The organism is Capsulimonas sp. (assembly GCF_039929585.1).
GTDB lineage: Bacteria > Armatimonadota > Armatimonadia > Armatimonadales > Capsulimonadaceae > Capsulimonas.
Genome location: NZ_JBDSQY010000220.1, coordinates 1 through 19,766 on the forward strand (window position 1 = coordinate 1; position 19,766 = coordinate 19,766).

The 19,766-nt window shown below is 59.3% G+C and carries 22 protein-coding genes; 8 read left to right on the forward strand and 14 right to left on the reverse strand.

What is annotated here, in order from left to right; genetic code table 11:
- Window positions 1-306, reverse strand: a 306-nt coding sequence (locus tag ABIZ35_RS16315) for a transposase (protein WP_348220986.1), incomplete at its 3' end; no start/stop codon positions are given.
- A gap of 230 nt (window positions 307-536) precedes the next feature.
- A complete protein-coding gene (locus ABIZ35_RS16320; RefSeq protein WP_348220987.1) occupies window positions 537-1,520 on the reverse strand; it encodes an NADP-dependent oxidoreductase in 984 nt (327 codons plus the stop codon).
- Between the two features lie 195 nt (window positions 1,521-1,715).
- On the opposite strand from ABIZ35_RS16320, the gene ABIZ35_RS16325 reads away from it, so the two are divergent.
- A complete protein-coding gene (locus tag ABIZ35_RS16325; RefSeq protein ID WP_348220988.1) occupies window positions 1,716-2,183 on the forward strand; it encodes a MarR family transcriptional regulator in 468 nt (155 codons plus the stop codon).
- A gap of 268 nt (window positions 2,184-2,451) precedes the next feature.
- Here the strand turns inward: ABIZ35_RS16325 and ABIZ35_RS16330 are convergent, their stop codons facing one another.
- From ABIZ35_RS16330 to ABIZ35_RS16385, 12 genes are all read right to left on the reverse strand, one after another.
- Window positions 2,452-3,687 (reverse strand): PP2C family protein-serine/threonine phosphatase, encoded by a 1,236-nt coding sequence (locus tag ABIZ35_RS16330; RefSeq protein WP_348220989.1) that lies wholly within the window; start codon window positions 3,685-3,687, stop codon window positions 2,452-2,454.
- Window positions 3,684-5,156, reverse strand: a complete 1,473-nt coding sequence (locus ABIZ35_RS16335; RefSeq protein ID WP_348220990.1) for an ATPase domain-containing protein — start codon at window positions 5,154-5,156, stop codon at window positions 3,684-3,686. The genes ABIZ35_RS16330 and ABIZ35_RS16335 overlap by 4 nt, the downstream gene beginning before the upstream one ends.
- Window positions 5,149-5,589, reverse strand: a complete 441-nt coding sequence (locus tag ABIZ35_RS16340; RefSeq protein WP_348220991.1) for a hypothetical protein — start codon at window positions 5,587-5,589, stop codon at window positions 5,149-5,151. The genes ABIZ35_RS16335 and ABIZ35_RS16340 overlap by 8 nt, the downstream gene beginning before the upstream one ends.
- A 430-nt stretch (window positions 5,590-6,019) precedes the next feature.
- Window positions 6,020-7,249: a SpoIIE family protein phosphatase gene (locus ABIZ35_RS16345; RefSeq protein ID WP_348220992.1), complete on the reverse strand. Its 1,230-nt coding sequence runs from the start codon at window positions 7,247-7,249 to the stop codon at window positions 6,020-6,022.
- Between the two features lie 32 nt (window positions 7,250-7,281).
- Complete coding sequence (locus ABIZ35_RS16350) at window positions 7,282-7,500, reverse strand: hypothetical protein (RefSeq protein ID WP_348220993.1); 219 nt, start codon at window positions 7,498-7,500, stop codon at window positions 7,282-7,284.
- A 35-nt stretch (window positions 7,501-7,535) separates the two neighbouring features.
- Window positions 7,536-9,128: an oleate hydratase gene (locus tag ABIZ35_RS16355; RefSeq protein WP_348220994.1), complete on the reverse strand. Its 1,593-nt coding sequence runs from the start codon at window positions 9,126-9,128 to the stop codon at window positions 7,536-7,538.
- A gap of 33 nt (window positions 9,129-9,161) precedes the next feature.
- Window positions 9,162-10,169, reverse strand: a complete 1,008-nt coding sequence (locus ABIZ35_RS16360) for an NAD(P)-dependent oxidoreductase (RefSeq protein WP_348220995.1) — start codon at window positions 10,167-10,169, stop codon at window positions 9,162-9,164.
- A gap of 17 nt (window positions 10,170-10,186) precedes the next feature.
- Window positions 10,187-10,414 (reverse strand): hypothetical protein, encoded by a 228-nt coding sequence (locus tag ABIZ35_RS16365; protein WP_348220996.1) that lies wholly within the window; start codon window positions 10,412-10,414, stop codon window positions 10,187-10,189.
- 48 nt (window positions 10,415-10,462) lie between these two features.
- Window positions 10,463-11,341, reverse strand: a complete 879-nt coding sequence (locus tag ABIZ35_RS16370) for a universal stress protein (RefSeq protein ID WP_348220997.1) — start codon at window positions 11,339-11,341, stop codon at window positions 10,463-10,465.
- Between the two features lie 127 nt (window positions 11,342-11,468).
- A complete protein-coding gene (locus ABIZ35_RS16375) occupies window positions 11,469-12,149 on the reverse strand; it encodes a response regulator transcription factor (RefSeq protein WP_348220998.1) in 681 nt (226 codons plus the stop codon).
- Window positions 12,150-12,190: 41 nt separating this feature from the next.
- A complete protein-coding gene (locus ABIZ35_RS16380; RefSeq protein ID WP_348220999.1) occupies window positions 12,191-14,107 on the reverse strand; it encodes a PAS domain S-box protein in 1,917 nt (638 codons plus the stop codon).
- A gap of 231 nt (window positions 14,108-14,338) precedes the next feature.
- Window positions 14,339-14,815: a hypothetical protein gene (locus ABIZ35_RS16385; protein WP_348221000.1), complete on the reverse strand. Its 477-nt coding sequence runs from the start codon at window positions 14,813-14,815 to the stop codon at window positions 14,339-14,341.
- A gap of 191 nt (window positions 14,816-15,006) precedes the next feature.
- Here ABIZ35_RS16385 and ABIZ35_RS16390 point away from each other — a divergent pair, with 191 nt between their 5' ends.
- Genes ABIZ35_RS16390 through ABIZ35_RS16420 form a run of 7 tightly spaced genes read left to right on the forward strand, consistent with a single transcriptional unit; the run spans window position 15,007 to window position 19,735 of the window.
- Window positions 15,007-16,044 carry a zinc-dependent alcohol dehydrogenase family protein gene (locus tag ABIZ35_RS16390; RefSeq protein WP_348221015.1) on the forward strand — a complete coding sequence of 346 codons (1,038 nt, stop codon included), beginning with the start codon at window positions 15,007-15,009 and terminating at the stop codon, window positions 16,042-16,044.
- Between the two features lie 19 nt (window positions 16,045-16,063).
- Entirely contained in the window at window positions 16,064-16,615 is a 552-nt protein-coding gene (locus ABIZ35_RS16395) for a general stress protein (RefSeq protein WP_348221001.1), read from the forward strand.
- Window positions 16,602-18,035: a F0F1 ATP synthase subunit beta gene (gene atpD, locus ABIZ35_RS16400; protein WP_348221002.1), complete on the forward strand. Its 1,434-nt coding sequence runs from the start codon at window positions 16,602-16,604 to the stop codon at window positions 18,033-18,035. The genes ABIZ35_RS16395 and atpD overlap by 14 nt, the downstream gene beginning before the upstream one ends.
- Window positions 18,032-18,421 carry a F0F1 ATP synthase subunit epsilon gene (locus tag ABIZ35_RS16405; RefSeq protein ID WP_348221003.1) on the forward strand — a complete coding sequence of 130 codons (390 nt, stop codon included), beginning with the start codon at window positions 18,032-18,034 and terminating at the stop codon, window positions 18,419-18,421. Before atpD ends, ABIZ35_RS16405 begins: the two co-directional genes overlap by 4 nt.
- Entirely contained in the window at window positions 18,414-18,752 is a 339-nt protein-coding gene (locus tag ABIZ35_RS16410) for an AtpZ/AtpI family protein (RefSeq protein WP_348221004.1), read from the forward strand. Before ABIZ35_RS16405 ends, ABIZ35_RS16410 begins: the two co-directional genes overlap by 8 nt.
- Window positions 18,745-19,050: an ATP synthase subunit I gene (locus tag ABIZ35_RS16415; protein WP_348221016.1), complete on the forward strand. Its 306-nt coding sequence runs from the start codon at window positions 18,745-18,747 to the stop codon at window positions 19,048-19,050. The genes ABIZ35_RS16410 and ABIZ35_RS16415 overlap by 8 nt, the downstream gene beginning before the upstream one ends.
- Window positions 19,040-19,735, forward strand: a complete 696-nt coding sequence (locus ABIZ35_RS16420; protein WP_348221005.1) for a F0F1 ATP synthase subunit A — start codon at window positions 19,040-19,042, stop codon at window positions 19,733-19,735. Before ABIZ35_RS16415 ends, ABIZ35_RS16420 begins: the two co-directional genes overlap by 11 nt.
- The last annotated feature ends 31 nt before the right edge of the window (window positions 19,736-19,766 follow it).

Sequence of the window (19,766 nt, forward strand, 5' to 3'; positions counted from 1 at the left end):
AAAGCCAGGTGTCTCGCCTTTCTTCACTCGGTCAAAGAATGCCTTGAACGCGAGGTCAACGCGATGCACGACATCCTGGAGGACTTGTGAATAAACAGCTTTGAGTTCAGGGTGAACCTTCTTCCACATGGGCAGATAAGCTTGCTGGCCGTATCGCCCCACAGAGACTTGAGCCGTCTCGTATTGATATTTTCGGTCGTTGACCAGACTGTTGTAGACCAGGCGGCATGTTTCGAGCGTCGCTTCTAGCTCACGGCTTTGCGCCCTGTCGGGATACAACCTGATTTTTAGACAGTTGCGATTCACGGGCGCATTGTACCCAAAACTATTTAGGTTTCATGTGTTTTCGCGATACCAATCGGGGTATTGGTATTTATCGTCTTCAGAAAGACGATGCGCTATCCATCTCGCCCCATAAATGGGGGAGACTTCCGCGCTTTTTGTTAAAAAGCCGTCTTACAGATAATTATCTGTGAGACGGCTTTGTTTGTGGCAATGGATTTTCATCCACCAGGGTGGATCACGATCTATGAAGTCTAGGCGGGAATGAGCGCCACGACCGTCTTGCCCAGATGGGGCTGGGTCCGGTTGCGCTCTATCGCCTGCGGAGCCTCCTCCAAACTCACTACCGACTCGATCTTCTGGCTCACGCGCCCTTCCACGATGTCCCGGGCCGTCTTCTCTACCTGCGCCGGATCGGCCTTCGTCATAAGAAAGACACCCTTCTTTCCTGCAGGCGCCTTCGCGGCAATGTCGGGAGCAGCGGTTGTGACGATCATTCCGTTCGGGGAAAGGACCGACCAGGAACGGTCTAGCGTCTCGCCGCCCACGAGGTCGAGCACGAGGTCGATGTTGTGGGCTCTGTCCTCGAACCGCTCGGTCTCGTAATCGATGACCTCGCTGGCGCCGAGTTCACGGACGTACTCGGCGTATCGCCCCCGGGCGCTGGCGAAGATCGTCGCCCCGGCCTGTCGCGCGATTTGGACGGCGAACGCTCCCACGGCGCCGGCGGCGCCGTGGATCAGGACGCGGCTGCCTTCGCCGATCGGACCTCCCGCCTGGAGGCTCTGCGACGCGGCTTGTACGACGGTGGGAAGGCCAGCGGCCTCAACAAAGCCCATACCCTCCGGAATGTGTCCGAGATTATCAGCGCTCGCGATCACCTGGTCCGCGTAGCCGCCGATGGTGCCCAGCCAGCCCATGACCCGATCTCCTTCCTGAAAGCGATCAACGCCCCCGCCGACGGAGACGACAACGCCGGCGATCTCGAGGCCGAGCGTCGCCGGGAGCTCCAGAGGGAAGACCTCCCGCACGTAACCCTCTCGGATCTTCCAGTCCAGTCCGTTGACGCCAGCAGCGTGGACGCGGACGAGAACCTGACCGTCCGTCGGTCCCTTAAGGGCCTCGACAGAAACGAGCTGAATGGTCTCGGCGCCGCCGTAGCTCAGCAGTTTGAGGGCGCGAAACTGGTTGGAGGTCTCGTTTGACAGGGATTCGTTCTTGTTGCTATCTGCGTTCATGTCTTTATCCTTTTTCCTCATTTATGTTGCCGACCATGTAACTATACCCCAATAAACGTGGCCGGCAACATAAAATGAGCAGTTCGACATATTTTCGAAACCTCGTCTAGACGCGAATCGGTGGGCGCTCGCGAGACCTGACTTCCTCCCCGACGATGCAGTGAACACTGCAGCCCGCATAAGGTATACTCTGGGATGATGGCAAAGCCCAAAACGAACTCCCAGCACAAAGAATTACCAGTTCTCGCAGAACGCTGCCCCCTAAGCTTCGCCATCTTCGGCGTTGCGCGCGCCCACCGGGCGCTCGCCGGAACGCTCATCGCGGATCTCGGGCTCTATACTGGCCAGGAACTCCTGCTCGCCCAACTCGGGTTCGAGGACGGGCAGTCGCAGAAATCGCTGGGACAGCTCATCCGCTCCGACCACTCGACGATCGCCAAGACGGTGGGTCGCCTGGCGGCGGCGGGCTTGGTTGAGCGCCGCAAGGACGAGGAGGACGCGCGCGTCACTCGCGTGTTCCTCACCGACGCCGGCCGCAGCATTCAAGACCGGATCTTGGAAGCATGGCGCCAGTTGGAGGAGAGGACTGCCACAGGGCTCTCCGCCGAGGAGGCGGAGACCTTTCTCCGCCTGGCGCGCAAGATGCGGGACCGGTTGGAATAGCGCGAATAGATACCGCAGGCGGCTCTCTGGGCAGCCGCGACCGCTTCCCTAAACCGTGCTATAGTGCTCTAGAAAAGCGGATCGCCTGCATCGTGTTTGTCGACTTCATGCATCTCCCCCCAAACAACTAACGCCTCCATCCATTCTTCCATCTATAATGACTTAGAGACGACAATACGGGCCGAAGCATAATGCTCCGGCCCGTTCATGACTTATTGAAGGCGGCTAATAGGGTCCGAACCTACGACATCAAAGTTTCATTCATCAGTCAAGCCGCATCCACCGGCGCAATACGGTCGCGCCGAGCGAGCAAAAGGCAGACATCGTCCATAAACTTCCCGCGTCCATGTGCGCGCGCCGCATCCACCATCATCTTAACCATGTCGTGAAGCGTTCGCGCCCCGCCCATTGCGCCAGCAGCTGCGAGCAGCCCCTGAGATCCGAAGAAATCGTTTCCGCTGCGCGCTTCGGTGAGTCCGTCCGTCGTCATGATCAGAGTGCCGCCCTCTTCCAGAACAAAGTCCGTGTTGACGTACGTCGCATCGTGATTGATGCCTAAAATCAGCCCATGGACCGTAATTTCCTCCATGCCTCCCGATGCTCGGAGGATCAGCGGCGGTTCCGCGCCGGCCGACGCCGCCTGGGCGCGACCGGTCACCGGATCGATGACGACAACCGACAGCACCACGAGCGCGTTATCGAGCGGATCGTCGTCGTCGTAGTGAAAGTCGCAGATAAACTCGTTCAAGCAGGTAATCATGCTGGCGGGATCATTGTGCTGCTGCGAAAATGCGCGCAGCGCAAACCGGATCTCGACTGTGCGCGCCGCCGCCCGCAGCCCCTTCCCCGTCACATCTCCCACCACGAGCATAATCGAATTGTTATGCAGGGGAAACGCGTCAAAAAAGTCTCCCCCCACCATTGCATCGTCCATGGCCGGTTCGTAAAACACCGCCGCTTTCAGGGAGCCAAACGACTTCTCCGGCTGCGGCCACAAAAGAGAGTATTGCAGCGCTTCCGCGATGTCCCGGTTTCGGTCGGAGAGGGTATGCTGCTCCACGGCGCTGATCAGAAGCTGCTCGTTCATCTCACGCATTTCGCTGTTCAGCGTCAGAATTTCCGCAGTCGCTCGCTCCAGAAGCTTATCCGCAAGAGTTTTCTCGGCAAAATCCGTGACGAGCAGTACGAGGCCTTCCGAGGAGCTGCTCGTCAGGGGAAGAGACCACGCCATGTATGCCTGAGACTTGGGAATGGAGCCAGAGTCGTAAGAAGGACGGATGGAGCCGCTTTTTTCTTCGCGATAAACCCGGTCGAGCAGGGCAAGAATACTGTCTGATCCCGTTCCGGAGATCGTCTCGGAAACAGGACGACCGATGATCTCACCAGCCTGCTTTTCGTGGAGAGCGCAGAAGGCGGAATTGACGGACAGCAAAGTATGCGCCGGGCCTTCCGTGGTGGCCATCGCCAGGGGAGAGTGCTCGATCATGCTTTGCCGCGAAGTCATGGGTTGTTCCTCACTGGGGTTCCGGTAATCAGGCCGCGATATCCCATAAGACGCTCGCCAATGACCATTCCCGCGTCGGTGATATCGTATTCGCGAATGTCTTTGCTGTGCGTTCCGCCGCGCATCTTCACGACCGTGACGATCTTACGAAGCTGGCTCTCGATTTCGATATAACGCAGCATGACGATATCGTCCGTCAGAAAGGAGATGCTGTGCGGCGTGAACTGAAGATCCGTGAAGGATGTAACGACTTCCACGGTCGTCATAATGGTGACGCCGATCCCTTTGAGCGCCCCGATCATGCGATAAAGCGACTCGCGGAAGTCTTCGCGGAACGCGGGAGCCAGGGCCATCTCGAACCCGTTCATCGAATCGATGACAACGCGCTTGGCGCCCAGGGCGGAGATGGTGTCGAGGATTTCGCGCAGCGTCTCGTCGACCGAGAGATCCAGCGGGCGCAGATAGATGACTTTCAGATTACCGCTGTCCAGGCCAATCTGCAAGTCCATGCCGAGCTGTTCGGAGCGGGAAACATAGTCTTCCGGCCGCTCTTCAAAGACGGCGATGACGCCGGGCTGGCCCAGGCGGACGCCTTCCGCGATGAATTGGGTCGCCAGGGCTGATTTCCCCGAACCGGATGGCCCCGCCACGATGACGGAATCGCCTGCGGGGATGCCCCCGCCCATCATCTCGTCCATACCGGCGACGCCCGTCGAAAGGCGCGGGGCGTTGACGTCCCGCCCTTGCTGTGTGTACAGGCTAAAGGTACGCGGAAACACCTGAAGGCCATTGTCGGTGATCCGAAACGTATGAAGACCGGGAAGCGACGCCTGACCGCGCAGCTTGATCACCTGGAGCTTGCGCACCACGGAATTGCGCTCCGCGCTCTGGCTGAGCCAGAGAAGGCCGTCCGCGACGGTGAAGACCGGATTGTCGCGTACTTCCTCCACCATATATTCGCCCACAAGAAACGTGGTCGCCTGCCAGCTCGTCAGATAAAGGGCGAGACGCTGAATAAACCCCTGAAGCTCCCCTTCCGCCGTTGCGGGATCGCCCATTCTTCGCAGCACGGTGCGAAACGAGTCCACGACGACAATGCGCGGATTGTTCGCCTCGACTTCCCGCACAATTCGATCGAGCACCGAGCCAAGATCCCCCGTCAGCACTTCGTCGCTGAGGTTGATGAAGCGGATCTCGCTCTCGACCATATCCATATTGAAGAAATTGTAGTTCTGCTGGTAGCGCAGCATCTTCAAGGCCGGCTCGCCCAGCACCGTAAAGTAAAGCGCGGGGCGCTCCAATGATGCATTGGCGAACACGATCTGATGGGCGAGCGTGGTCTTGCCCGACCCAGGAGCTCCCGCAATGACGTTGAACGAATATTCCGGAATGCCGCCGCCCAGCACCACATCCAGATCGGGCGCTCCCGTCGGCAATGTGTTAATCTTGACTCTCTCCCGACTATCCATTGCTGTCTCCCTGTGTCCCCTTCACGTCGTTCCAGGCCCAGTCGGGCCATACACTGTGCAGCACCCGCAGGCTTAGCTTTCTTCCGATGAAAGTATCCAGCAAACCGATCAGGTTCGCCATGACCGCAACATAGCCGTCCGTAAGTTCATTGACCGATCGATCCACGAACGCCTGCCCCGTCTCCTCCAGCGCCCCGTCTTCGGCCACGCGAATGGACGCAAGCCAAGCGCAATCGGCGACCGAGAGCATCAACGCCCGCTTGAGAAGAGCCTGATACCCATCTGAGCCGAGTCTGCTGGAGAGATGCGTGTTCAGTTTCCCAAACGTTCGACGCGCGGCGTCCCGTACGTCCGCCAAACTGGAAGCGTCTGCTTTTTCACTCTGAAACAAGCGAACAGCAAGGTCCTTATGTGATGGTGTTTCCTGCTCCATTCTATGGTTTCCAATTCCGTCGCGAAATGTATGCCCAGGGACCTTAAGTCCAGGCGAATAATAGTCGTGGATAGTCTGGGCTCAACCAAAGCCGAGCCTTTGCTTTCTTAATCCGGATCGAAGGAGCGAGAGGATCGACACTGCGGCGCGGGAGCAAGTACTACTGCGAAGCGTAAACTAGGGATTATGTGAGGAGGAGCGCTGAACCGTAGCGATCGGCGCTATCTAAAACGAAGCTAGCAGAGTTTACCACAGTTAGCCGTAAATATCACACATTGGAATTCTAAGAGGAAACCAATTTATGAAATCAACAAAATTTACGATCACTTGGGCGTCAGCAAGCCGACATCAATGTAATATCCGCCGCTCGTTTGGCGGCGGTGAACCGCGAAGTTCCTCCATATTGAGATTTGCGGACTGCTAATTTCGATCACGTGGCGATGGCGACTAAAAGACAGACGTCATCGCGCGTCACGCCGTTCAGGGCCGCTGCGTTCACGCCGGCAATCACGCGCTGCACCACGGCCTCAGCCCTTCTCTCGACGTCCCAATTCACCTCTTCTAGGGATGTATTACTCAAAAGCGCCGACACTCCCTCGATCCCCAGCATATGCAGACGGGACGGCCCGACCTCCGTCACGCCATCGGAAAATATCGCCAGCGTATCGCCTCGCCCAAGCGTCACGCTCATCTCTAAATAACGCTCTCCATCCAGACAGCCGAGGATCGGCCCCGTCGGCGGCAATTGTTCGACACGCGTCGTTCCAGCCCGTAGGAGCAATGTCGGCTCCTGGCCGCAATTGACGTATTTCAATATTTTTGAGGCGCTGTCGTACGCTCCGACAAACAGCGTCGCAAACCCTTCCATCAGATTGTTTTCAGCCAGCGCATGGTTGAGCGCATTGACCGCGTCAGACACCGTCGAACAGGAGTACAGAAAGGCCCGCAGCATGTTCCTCACCGTCGCCACCTGCGCCGCCGCCTTCAGCCCCTTGCCCGACACGTCGCCGAGAACCAGCGCCGTGCATGTCTTATCCAAGGCAAACACATCGTAAAAGTCACCGCCGACGCCCGCCTCCTCGGTCAGCGCCGCTTCGTAATGCACCCGGACGGCGATGCCGGCGGTGACGCTCGGCAGCGGCCGCTGCAATGCGTCCTGCAGTTGCAGCGCGATCGTATGCTCGCGCTGAAAGAGGGCTGCCTGAAGCTGCTCCGCCTCTTTGTGCGCTGTGATATCCGAGCAGGCGCCGACCCAGCGGATTAATTTGCCTTTGTCATCCTTGATCGGCGCGCCCCGCGCCATATGCCAGCGATACTCACCGTCCGAGCGTCGCAGCCGAAACTCGTCGGCGTACTCGATTCCCTGTTCGATTGCGGAGCGATAAGAAGCGGCCATATTCGGCGCCTCGTCGGGATGAACGACGGACAGCCAGCCCCATTCCTGCGTCTGATCGACCGTCAGGCCCGTGTAGTCGTACCAACGCTGATTGTAATAATCCCGGCTGCCGTCCGGCCGCGCGGTCCAGAGGATATTGGGGACCGTATTGGCCATCTGTCGAAAGCGCAATTCGCTTTCCCGCAGGCGCGCCGCGTTGATTCGGAGACTGAAGCTTTTGGCGGCGGCGCTTGCCGCAACCTTCTTCGGTTGTTTGGTTTGCAAAATCCGTGGTCACTCTTTCTCACCAGCGGCCATCAAACGGAATCGTTCTGATCCCTCAGATTTGCCCAAGTCTGAGTGAGCCGTTCGTAAACCGCGACCTGGCCGTCCAAAGTTGCCGGCAGGATATCTTCCTGGTCCAACCGGACCTCGCGCTGTGTCCCAACCAAAAGATAAACGCCACGCGGCGCCAGATGCCCCGCAAGAAACATTGTCGGATCGTCGTGTATGGAATTGTCGTCAGTATTTTGCATGGTTCATCTCCTTCACAGCGCGCTGCGGCGGCGTGTTATTTGAATAGCGTCTCGACCGCGCTCAGCAGAACGCCGGGGTCGTGCTGCCCCTTGTAAAGCGGCGAAACCTGCCGATCAGACGCAAGCAGCGAAAAGACTGCCGTCTGCGCCGACCGCACGGAATATTCCACCGTGAAGACGACTTCATCGGGAAGCTCGCAGTATTGGCCAATGAAGGCGAGGTTCGTCGTTCCTGGCGGCCGGACAAGTGGCCGGTCGCCGGCAAGACGCGGCATAAATTGGCTAGTGATATAAGGCATTCGGCACAGAATGCAATTCGATGTTTCGAGAATGTGGGCCAAGTTGTCTTCGAAGCGCAGATGGCCGCAAAGCTCCGTCAGGATCTCGGCGCCGCTGCACTCGGACATCTTCTTTTGAACATAGTTGCCGGGCTGATCCGGATATAGGCCATAACCCCAGAAGACATTGACGCCTTTGGGCTGATTGAGAAAGTGGGGCTGATACGCCAGCACGACGGACATGAGCCAGTTCGATCGCGGAAACGTGACTAATCCGCCCGTGCCGGCGGCGTTGCCGGTGAACTGCTCCATGAATTGGAAGAAGAGCGGATCGCTCAGAGTTGTCGTGAACGAAATCCAGTTCGATTCTGCAACATGACCGCTGAAGACCGAAGGGTGGCCAAAGTTGTCGTCTTTAGCCGCCAGCGTTTCCCAGAGCGCCCAGGCGCCACCCGCCGATTCCGGCCCAAGCGACGGCGCCGGACTGCTCATCGTCCCAAAGCTGGACGCCGCCGTCATCGAGCCGTTGGTGACGAAGACAAAATCAAGCGGCGAGACCGCGACGTTTTGTAACACGCCTTCACTCAGGACTTTGATTCCCGCGACACTCTTCCCGTCGGAGCCATGGACCAGATCCAGGTCGACGACCTGGCTGTTCATGACAAACTTCACGCCGCGATCGTTCAGCCATCGCTTGAGTGGCCGCACAAGGGAATCATATTGGTTCAGCGGAGTACGCTTCACGCCGCCCAGCGTATTGATCCGATGGAACTCCTGCAGGAAACGCTGACAGTACCGTTTGAACTCGACCAGACTATGCCAGGGCTGGAAAGCAAACGTGGTGCACCACATATACCAGAAGTTAGTGGTAAAGAACAAAGGCTCGAAGTAGTCATCAATGCGCTTCGCTCCGAGCGCCTCCTCGGAAATGAGAAACAACTCCGTGAGTCTCAAACGGTCCCGCGCGCTGAACCCCATCGACGACGTATCCAGCTTTTCGCCGTAGACGACCAGACGCGCCTCTGAATGCGAGTGGACCTGTTCGTTGAAGATGCGCATCTCCTCCCGCACGGACTGCTCGGGATCGGCGAGCGTTGGAATAAACGACATCAAGTCATACGTGCAGGTGTAGGCCTCGTCGGTGAACATGCGTCCGCCGCGCATCACATACCCTTGCTCCGGTGAGCCCTGGCCGTCCAGACTTCCGCCCAGCGTACTCGACTCTTCAAAAATCGTGATGTTCTCGCCCGCAATATCGCCGTCCCGGATCAAATACGCCGCCCCGGCAAGCGAGGCGATCCCCCCACCGACAAAGTAGGCTTTCGCCCCTGTGAATCTCGTGGTCGTCATAAATCTCCTGTCTGCTTTCTTGCCATGATTGGTTCACGTGTGAACGATATTTTGCGGCGAGCCGGCCCGGAACGCCTGAATATTGGCGATGGTCGTGTTCATGAGACGCTCGATCGCTTCTTGGCTATCATAAGCGATGTGCGGCGTGATGATGAGATCGGGCCGGCGCAAAAGCGAAAGGTTGGTCAGAGCCGTTTTGAGACTTCCCGCCGTCGCGGCGGGATTGAGAAGAAGCTGACGCTCTTCGTTGTAAACTTCTTCTCCCTCGATAACGTCCAGGCCCGCGCCTCTGAGTATTCCATCGTCCAGCGCGCAGAGGAGCGCCTGCGTGTCCACGAGTTCACCGCGCGACGTGTTGATCAGAAAGGCGCCGCGCTTAAACTTCGTCAGATTATGCGATCCGATCAAATGCCGGTTTGAGCCCGTCAGCGGGGCGTGCAGGCTGACAACATCTGAGCGCGCGATCAAGTCGTCCAGCGTGGTGTACGTATAGCCGAAGCGAGCCGCCTTTTCCATATCTTCCGCCGGGTCATAGGCGATCACATTCATTCCGAAGCCGCGCGCGATCTGCGCGACGAACCGGCCAACGCCGCCGACGCCAACGATGCCGAGCGTCTTACCCAGAAGGTCGAATCCCTGGAGGCCAACGCGTGAGAAATTCCCGGCGGAGGTCTGCACGTACGCTTTATGCAGATTTCGGGACAGCGCCAGGATCAATGCGAATGTGTGCTCGGCGACGGTGTTTTCGCCGTAGGTCGGGACATTGCTGACCGGGATACCGCGTGATTCGGCGCTCGGGGTATTGATGTGGTCGAACCCCGTCGAACGCGTGGCAATCATCTTGAGGTTCGGCAGGGCGTCGATGACATCGGCGCCGATGTGCGAGTGGACGAACGGCGAGACGATCTCAGCGTCGGCGATCTCGCGGGCCTGCGCGGCGGTCTTCAGCGGCTCCGTATTGAAGTTCAAGGTCTCGTTCGGAAGCCGCTCCGTGAGGTAGCGTTGCTGCTGGGCGTCGGTTTCGAAAAAATAGATACTCATATATTCTGTCCTTGCAATCAAACGGGCTGCTCGCGCAGTCCTTCCAGGTATCGCGCCTGGCACGCGGGGCAATAGTGACGCCAATCGCCGCCGACATTGGTGACGAAAAGCCATCCATCCACAGGCCCTAACGACGATAAGCCATTGGTGAGCGTCGGATGCAGCGCCACGGGAGCGTCGGCCGTCGCCAGGCAGTCATCCCCGTCACATAAGATTTTGAATCCGCTCGCCAAGATGGCTATCATTCTCTTCGTACTTCTCTTTTCTAGAGATTGAGCGCTCATCCCAGATGGTCACTTGACGATAAGCACGGGGCATTGGGCGTAGTGCGCGATCCGGCTGGATGTGCTTCCCATCAGGAACGATTTCATGCCGCCAAGCCCGCGAGTGCCCATCACGATCAAACCACAGTGTTCCTGCGCGGCAATGTCCACGATGACTGCGGCGGTGTTGCCGATCTCCTTACGGCTTTCATACGGCGTTCCGTACTTTTCGGCGATACGTCCGGCGGCCTGGATTGCTTCCTCCTGCATTTCGCCAAGATATTTGTCGTCATACTGGCAGGCGATCGTCCCGGTGTAGGGATCCGTGTAAATCGGAAGCTGGAAAACATTGACGATCGTGAAGCGAGACGTGAACTTTTTTGCGAGCGCGGCGGCGGCTTCCGCGCCCTTGAGAGCGCAGCTGGAACCGTCGGACGCCAGAAGAATATTCTGAAACATGACGTTTTCCTGAAACACATCCGGAGTTCGAACGATCAGAACTGGACAGTGCGCGTGATGCAGGACGCCGTCGGAAACGCTCCCCAGCAGGAACGCCCCCACGTCTCCCAGACCACGACTGCCGATCACGATCAGATCGGCGCCCACTTGATCGGCGGTCTTGACGATCATCTCGACGGGGTGTCCGTGCTCACGGAGGCTCTGATACGCAACGTCGGCCCTGTCGGCGATCTGTTCGGCGCAGCTGAGCGCTCGGCTCTGCCGCATTTCTCTCAATCCGAGCGTGCAGGCGTCATGCGTTTCATCGGAAGGCTCGAACACGTGCGGCGGAGGATAAACGTTCATGAGCGTGAGACGCGACTCGAACTTTTTGGCGAGCGTGACGGCGGCGCCGGCGGCGTGCCGTGCGTGCTCGGAACCGTCGGTCGCGAATAGGATATGGCTGAACATGGCGCTCCTCATTTTCGGCGCGCGGGCTTATTCATAAAGCCTGCGGCCAGTAATGAGGATTAGTATAGGCGAGGAGGGAGGAACAAACCATCCGCGAAATGGCGGGTTGTGGTGGAAATGGGGAAATTCAGGCGGCGTCCACGACGCCATGTCGAGCGGCCCAGACGGCGGCCTGGACGCGGTCGGAGACGCCCAGCTTGCCGATAATGTGCTCGACGTGCGACTTCACCGTGCTCTCCGCGATGAAGAGAATCGACCCGATCTGGCGATTGGGCAAGCCCGTGGCGATCAGCCGCAGGACTTCTTCCTCCCGCCGGGTCAGCGGCTCGATCAAGTCCGACGCCCCGGTAGAGTCGGGATTGAGGTCGCGCAGCGCGCGGATCAAATCCTGTGGCTGGAGCAGCATTTCGCCGTTCGCCACGGCGCGCAGAGCGAGGAGAAGATCGTCGAGCTCGATTCCCTTGAGGAGATAGCCGGCTGCGCCGCCCGCCACCGCGCGGGCCATATAGGTCGGGTTGTCGTAAGTCGTCAGCATGATGACGGCGGCGCCGGGAAGCTCCCGTTTTAATGTCTGAAGCGCGTCCAGCCCATCGCCGCCCGCCATCCGGATGTCCAGCAGGATCAGGCGCGGCTGAGTGCGCAGGGCGACTTCCAGCGCTTCTTTGCCGGACCCAGCCTCGCCCACCACGCGGAACTCGCTTCCCTCCAGCATGCTGCGCACGCCGCCACGCCAGATCGCGTGGTCGTCCACGAGCAGTACATCTACTGACGGAGCGCACAAATTGTCCGGCATCTGATCTTCAGTCATCTTGAGTTCCGTTTTTTCATTTCCGGCGATACTGCTTCGGATCAGTCGCGCTTCGTGCGCCGGACGACCCGATAAGGCCGACTGCTTCGTGCAAGAGAATCTTGGAGCGCTTCGGCAATCGCTCGGTTTTCATCGGCGAGCGTCTGCTGATGCAGTCCACGGATGAGAAGCTGCTCGTTGATTTCGCGCATTTCACTGTTGAGCGCGAGGATTTCCCGAGATTGCTCGCCTACGGTCAGGGGGAGAGGCGGGAGATTGATGGCGGGAGCGGCGGAAATCACTGCCGCCCTATCTTCTTCCGATGGCTCTTCCCCCAATGGAAATCGCGCGCAGACCGTGACGCCCTCGCCGAGATTAGCCACAAGGTGATAGGATCCGTTCATGAGGCCAACACGCTCGGCCATGCTATGAAGACCGACACGCCCGGGGCCGGCTTCGACATCTTCGGGGACAAAGCCCTGTCCCCAGTCGCGGACCTCCAGGCTCAGCCGCCCCGCCCCATCCACTCCGTCGTTCTCCAGAAGCAGCAGGACACGGACATGGTTCGCGGCGGCGTGTTTGCGTGCGTTCGTCAGGGCCTCCTGGGCGACCCGGTAGACGGCGGTCTCCAGCGTCTGATCGAACCGCCGCCCGGCGATGTTGTGTACAAACTCCGCTTCCGTCCAGCCGGCCCGCGCCTTTTCTTCTCTCAGATGCTGCTCCAGTGCGCCCGCCAGGCCCAGGTCATCCAGCGCCAGCGAGCGCAGGCCATTGACCAGCCGACGCGACTCGCTGACTGCTTCTTTCAGAAAACCAAGCCCCTGCTCAAGCTCACGTTCGGCTCTGACTGTTTCATCGCCTGCACGCGCCCGGCGGAACGCCTCCATGTGCGCCTGGGAGGCCATCACGTACTGGGTCAGGCCATCGTGCAGATCGTAGGCGACGGCCCGGCGTTCATCTTCCTGCGCGGCGATCAGGCCGCGCACTAATCCGCGCTGACGAGCGAGCATCTCCAAACTGTTGATCGCTACCGCCGCATAGGCGCCCAGCGCCTGAACCGCGATTTCATCGGCCTCGGTGAACGCGCCGCCGCCTTCTTTATCTGTCAGATAGAGGCTTCCGACCACGGCGTCGCCACGGCAGATCGGTACGCCAAGAAAGCTTTCCATCGGCGGATGGTTCGGCGGAAAGCCGACGGAGGCCGGATGCGAGGCGAGAGCATCAATACGGAGCGGCTCCCGGCGGCTCAAGAGATGCCCCAAGATGCCGATCCCCTTCGGTCGCTGGCCGAGCAGCGTTTCTTCCTCTGGCGTGAGGCCAACAGTCACAAATTCCGAGAGACCCTGACCGTCAAGACGCGCCACGCCGATCGCCGCATATCTCGCCCCCGCCAGCGTCTTGGCGGCAATCGCAATATGCCGGAGCGCCTCCACGCCGGTTAATTGCGACAGCACGCCCAGCGCAACCCGGTTAGCAGCATCAAGCACCACCGCATGGTCACGCTCCTTCTTTTCCAGAGGTTTCAGTCGCTCGTCCGCCTCGCGCGCCTCCGCTTCTGCGTGTTTCGTGGCCGACATATCGCGGGCGATGGTCACCGCACCGGTAATCAATCCCGCACCGTCCCGAAGCGGCGTAATGCTCAAGAGCACCGAAATCGCCGTTCCGGATCGCGTGACCCGGGTCGTCTCGAAGTGTTCGACCTGCTCGCCGTCGACGATGCGCTCCACAAGCTGTTTTGTTTCGCCGGGCCGGTCGGGAGGAAGCAGCAGATCGACGGATTGCCCGATCATCTCTTCAGGGGAATAGCCGTAGACACGCTCCGCCCCACGGCTCCAGAGGGTGACGATGTTGTCCAATGTCTTGCAGAAAATCGCGTCGTCGGAGTGTTCAAGAATCGCCTTGAGCGGAGACGCCTCCAGTTTGGAGAGTGAGGAAGGGGGAAATATTGGCTGTCCCGACTTGTCTGGCGCACGTGTCATGGTGTTCGTACCTCGCCGACGGGAATATTTAACTTACGCTGAGTATAGCATCATTCTTAGCAGCGATGTGGAAAATGGCTGGCGCCACGCGAGACAGGCACTATCCATCAAACGCCCGAAAGGGCCTCAACAAAGAAATTCGTGTTGAGGCCCCGGCGCACAAATACGAATTGCCGGTGCAACGGGAGTCCACGGGCGTTATCATCACCGGCCACATTTAGCGCGAGTGGACTATTTCGCGCGCGACGCCTCCGCCTGACGTTTGATCGTCTGATGGCGCGCGAGTAAGGCCAGGCCGCTGTCGGTTAGCCCGTAATAATGCTGGGTGCTATTTGCGTGACCGGCGACTCGTTCGATATGGCCGCCGGCGATGCTGCGCAGGGCGGTTGTCCGCGCGACGCGCGGAAGCTTCCGAAAGTCAGTCGCGTTGGACCGTGTGACTTCGCGGCCGTGAGCCAGTCTTGCGCTCAAGAAGGCGTTCAGAGCCTTCGGGTCATCCGAGGCCAATCCTGGGATCTCATTGATGCTGATCTTCGCGCCTTCATCGCGCATCCGGGCAAACAGCGCGATTTGTGCGTCGCTGAGATGATCCTCGGAGCGGCGGAGCGTCCGCTGCCCCACCCCACGCAGCGACATGGCGTCCGCCTGAGCCTTCGAGTGCTGAACCTCTTTGTTCATTTCCTGAGCGTGCGTTCCTCTGTCTGTCATAATTATCATCCTTCACAATTGTTAACAATCTATTACAGTTGTCTCCAATTACCATCGTTGTGAACCGGAAATGATTTTTCCCGACAACCCGCCATTCGGCGGATGCGCCGCAAAACGAAACCCTTTATACTCTTAAGGAAATACGGACCGCCGCGCCGATGCGGCAGCCAGACAACTTTAGGAGAAACATGATGAAGGCGCTCGTTTACCGTGGACCAGGTTTGAAAGCAATCGAAGATCGTCCGAAGCCCGAGATTCAGGCTCCCAGTGACGCAATCGTCAAGATCGTCAAGACGACGATTTGCGGCACCGACCTGCATATCTTGAAAGGCGACGTCGCCACCTGCGCTCCGGGCCGTATCCTTGGACATGAAGGCGTCGGGATCATCGATTCCGTCGGGGCGGGCGTTACCGCCTTCCATCCCGGCGACCGAGTTCTGATCTCCTGTATCTCCTCCTGCGGCAAGTGCGACTACTGCCGGCGCGGCATGTACTCGCACTGCGCGACCGGCGGCTGGATCCTCGGAAACGAGATCGACGGCACGCAGGCCGAGTATGTTCGCACCCCGCATGCCGACACCAGTCTGTACCCGATCCCGGACGGCGCCGATGAAGAAGCGATGGTCATGCTGAGCGACATCCTGCCCACGGGCTTTGAATGCGGCGTGCTCAATGGCAAGGTCGCGCCCGGTTCGACCGTCGCCATCGTCGGCTCCGGTCCCATCGGCCTCGCCGCCCTGCTCACGGCGCAGTTCTACTCCCCCGCCGAGATCATCATGATCGACCTGGACGACAATCGCCTGGAGATTGCCCGTCAGTTCGGCGCGACGCAAACCATCAACAGCTCGGACGGAAAAGCAGCCGAAAGAGTAAGTTCACTGACCGCCGGACGCGGCGTCGATACGGCAATCGAAGCCGTCGGCGTGCCGGCAACATTCCTGCTCTGTGAGGAAATCGTTGGCCCAGGCGGCGTCATCGCCAATGTCGGCGTGCATGGCCTGAAGGTCGACCTTCACCTGGAAACACTCTGGGCCAAGAACATCACGATCACGACTCGCCTGGTCGATACCGTGACGACGCCCATGCTTCTGAAGACAGTCCAATCCAAAAAGATTGACCCGAGCCGCCTGGTCACGCATCGGTTCAAGCTGGACCAGATTCTCGACGCCTACGACGTGTTTGGCCGCGCCGCCGAAACCCACGCGCTCAAAGTGATCATCGAAGCTTAGTGAACAGGAGATTTCCGCCATGTCCAGTATGATCGCCAATCTCAGCCCCGTCTCGATCGCATCCGACGAAACTGTCGTGACGGTCTATTCCTCGCATGACGCCGCCGAAAACGCGGTGCGCCAACTGGCTGAAGGCGGTCTGCCGATCCGTCAAATTTCCATCATCGGCCGCAACTTCGAGACAGGTTACGATGTCCAAGGCTTTTATCGTCCGGCGGACGCCGCGCGTGACGGGGCTGAGACCGGCGCGCTATTCGGCGGCGTCTTTGGTTTGCTAGCCGGCGCGATGGGCTTTTTTGTGTTCCCCATCGTGGGCGCATTCGCGGTGATTGGTCCGCTGTCGGGACTGATCGCCGGCGCCATCGGCGGAGCCGGGTTAGGCGCGCTGGTCAATGCGCTGGTGGCGACCGGGATTCCCATGCATGAGGCGCTCAAATATCAGGATCATCTCAAGATTGGCGAATTCCTCGTGATCGTTCACCAGCCGGCGGAGACAGTCACCGGCTCCATGTCCATGGAAGGCGAGACCTACCAATGCACCATGACGAAAACGCCCAATGATGGAAAGTAGCAGCCCCTTGCCAAACCAGGGCGTGGTTGTTTCGGTGCGCGGAAGTGTTGTAGACATTCGGTTTGAGGAGCATCTTCCGCCGATTTACTCACTGCTGCGCGCCGGAACAGACGGACAAATCGTCCTCGAAGTGCGGGCGCAGCGGGACGCTAATCATGTGCGCGGGATCGCCTTGACGCCGACGCAGGGCCTCGCGCGCGGTATGGCGGTGGTGGATTCGGGCGGACCGCTCACGGCCCCGGTCGGCAAAGGGGTTCTCTCGCGGATGTTCGACGTGTTCGGCAACGCCATCGACCGTGAGGGTCCGCTTTCGGATGTCGAGCGGCGGTCCGTGCACCGGGCGCCGCCGCCGCTGGCGCGGCGGTCCACGAAGTCCGAGATCTTTGAAACGGGCATCAAGGTCATCGACGTGCTCACGCCGCTGGAAAGCGGCGGCAAGGCGGGACTGTTCGGCGGCGCGGGCGTGGGCAAGACGGTTCTGCTCACCGAGATGATCCACAACATCGTCGAACACCAAAAGGGCGTCAGTATCTTTTGCGGAATTGGCGAGCGCTGCCGCGAGGGCGAGGAACTGTATCGAGACATGAAGGAAGCCGGCGTGCTCGCCAATATGGTGATGCTCTTCGGCCAGATGAACGAGCCGCCCGGCGCGCGCTTTCGGATCGGCCACGCCGCCCTGACGATGGCGGAGTATTTTCGCGACGACGAGCACAAAGATGTTTTGCTTCTCGTCGACAATATCTTTCGATTTATCCAGGCCGGCATGGAAGTATCGGGCCTGCTGGGCCAGATGCCGTCGCGTCTTGGCTACCAGCCGACCATGAGCACGGAGCTCGCGGAACTGGAAGAGCGGATCGCCAACACGGACGCCGGGTCCATCACGTCTATCCAGGCCGTGTATGTGCCGGCGGACGACTTCACCGATCCGGCGGCGGTGCATACGTTCTCTCATCTCTCCGCGTCGATTGTACTCTCACGAAAACGAGCGAGCGAGGGGCTTTTTCCGGCCATCGACCCGCTGCAGTCCAGCTCCAATATGGCGACGCCCGGCATTGTCGGTCAGCGGCATTACGATCTGGCGCAGGAGATCCGGCGGACGCTCGCCCAGTACGCCGACCTCAAGGATATCATCGCCATGCTTGGTCTGGAGCAGCTCGCGCCGGAGGATCGTAACGTGGTCGCCCGCGCCCGCCGCTTGGAGCGGTTCCTCACGCAGCCGTTTTTCACAACCGAGCAGTTTACGGGACACGCGGGAAAACTCGTCAGTCTCAAAGACGCCCTGGATGGCTGCGAGCGGATCTTGAAAGATGAGTTCCAAGACTATCCCGAGAGCGCGCTTTATATGATCGGGACAATCGACGAAGCAGACAAAAAGGCGAAGCCGCAGCCAAAGGCCGAACTCACCGCCGGAGCTGTATGAACTTAAAAATCCTATTGCCCTTTCAGATTTTCGCGGAGAAAACGGATGTGCTGCGCATCGTGGCGGAAACGCCCGACGGTTCATTCGGCCTTTTGCCGCACCGGCTCGATTGCGTGGCGGCGCTCGCGCCTGGCATTCTGACTTACGAAACGGCGGCAGAAGGCGAAGTTTACCTCGCCGTGGACGAAGGTGTGCTGGTCAAGACCGGTTCGGACGTTCTGGTTTCGGTGCGCCGAGCCATTGGCGGCACGGACCTTGCGAGCCTGCGCGCTGCTGTGGAGAAGGAGTTCCTGACCTTAGACGATCAGGAGCAAAGCGTACGTGTCGTGATGGCGAAATTGGAAACGGGCTTTTTACGACGATTGGCGAGTTTTCAGAATGAATAACCAACCACCGAAACGATTCCAGAAGAACCCATTGACGCTTTCCGAACATGTCGACGCAAAGGCGACGCGAAAGCTCGCGGCGCGGAGTCACTCAAGCAACGCCATTTGGCTCGGTCTAGGCATGATGGGCCTGATCGGCTGGTCCGTCGTGGTCCCCACGCTTCTTGGCGCGGCGATCGGCTTCTGGGTCGACAAACATCATCCAAGCAGCCATGCCTGGACACTGGCGCTGATGGCGGCGGGCCTCGCCATCGGCTGTTACAATGCGTATTGCTGGGTCGCCAAAGAAGACATGGCGATGCGGGAGGAACAAAATGGACGTGATGAATGAGGCGATCACTTTGGCGGCATCGTGCCTTGCCGGTGGAGTTCTCGGCGCGATCTTCTTCGGCGGCCTCTGGTGGACAGTCCGCAAAGGCGTCGCCTCCGAGCAGCCCGCCCTCTGGTTCCTCGGCAGCCTGATCGTACGGATGGGCGTCACGCTGGCCGGATTTTATATTGTCTCCGGCGGGCATTGGGAGCGGCTGCTGATATGTCTTGTGGGCTTTGTCACGGCGCGCATCTTCGTGTCGCGGCTGACACGGCACTATCCCAATCGACTGGCGAGAGAGGTCACCCATGCGCCTTAGTCCCGACGACATGATCTTCTGGCAGCACGGGTTTGTCAAACTCAACGCCACCATCGCATTCACCTGGGTTCTGATGTTTGCGCTGACTGTCGGCTCCGTCTTAATCACGCGAAAGCTTTCCACGGATTTGACCCGCACTCGCTGGCAAAATCTTCTGGAGATCGTCGTGACCGGCATTGTGCAGCAGATCGAAGATGTGGGCCTTGGCGATCCGAAGAAGTATCTGGGGTTTCTCGGGACGCTCTTTTTGTTCGTCGCGTCGGCGAATCTCTTCACGATCATCCCCGGCTTCGAGCCGCCGACCAGCTCGCTCTCCACCACCGCCTCGCTGGCGCTGTGCGTGTTCGTGGCCGTGCCGCTGTTCGGTATTGAAAACCAGGGACTGGGCGGCTACCTTAAATCGTACGCCGAGCCGACGGTGATTATGCTTCCGTTCAATATCATCAGCGAAATCTCCCGGACCCTGGCGCTCGCCGTGCGCCTCTTCGGAAACATGATGAGCGGCGCGATGATCGTCGGCATTCTGCTCACCATCACGCCCTTCATCTTTCCGATCATCATGACCGCGCTCGGCCTGCTCACCGGAATGGTGCAGGCGTACATCTTCAGCGTCTTAGCTGCGGTTTATATTGCCGCCGCCACAAGATCTCGCAAACCAGCGCTTGCTCCGCCCGCCACCGCTTAACAACAATCGCTTAGCGCCAAAGGATATATTT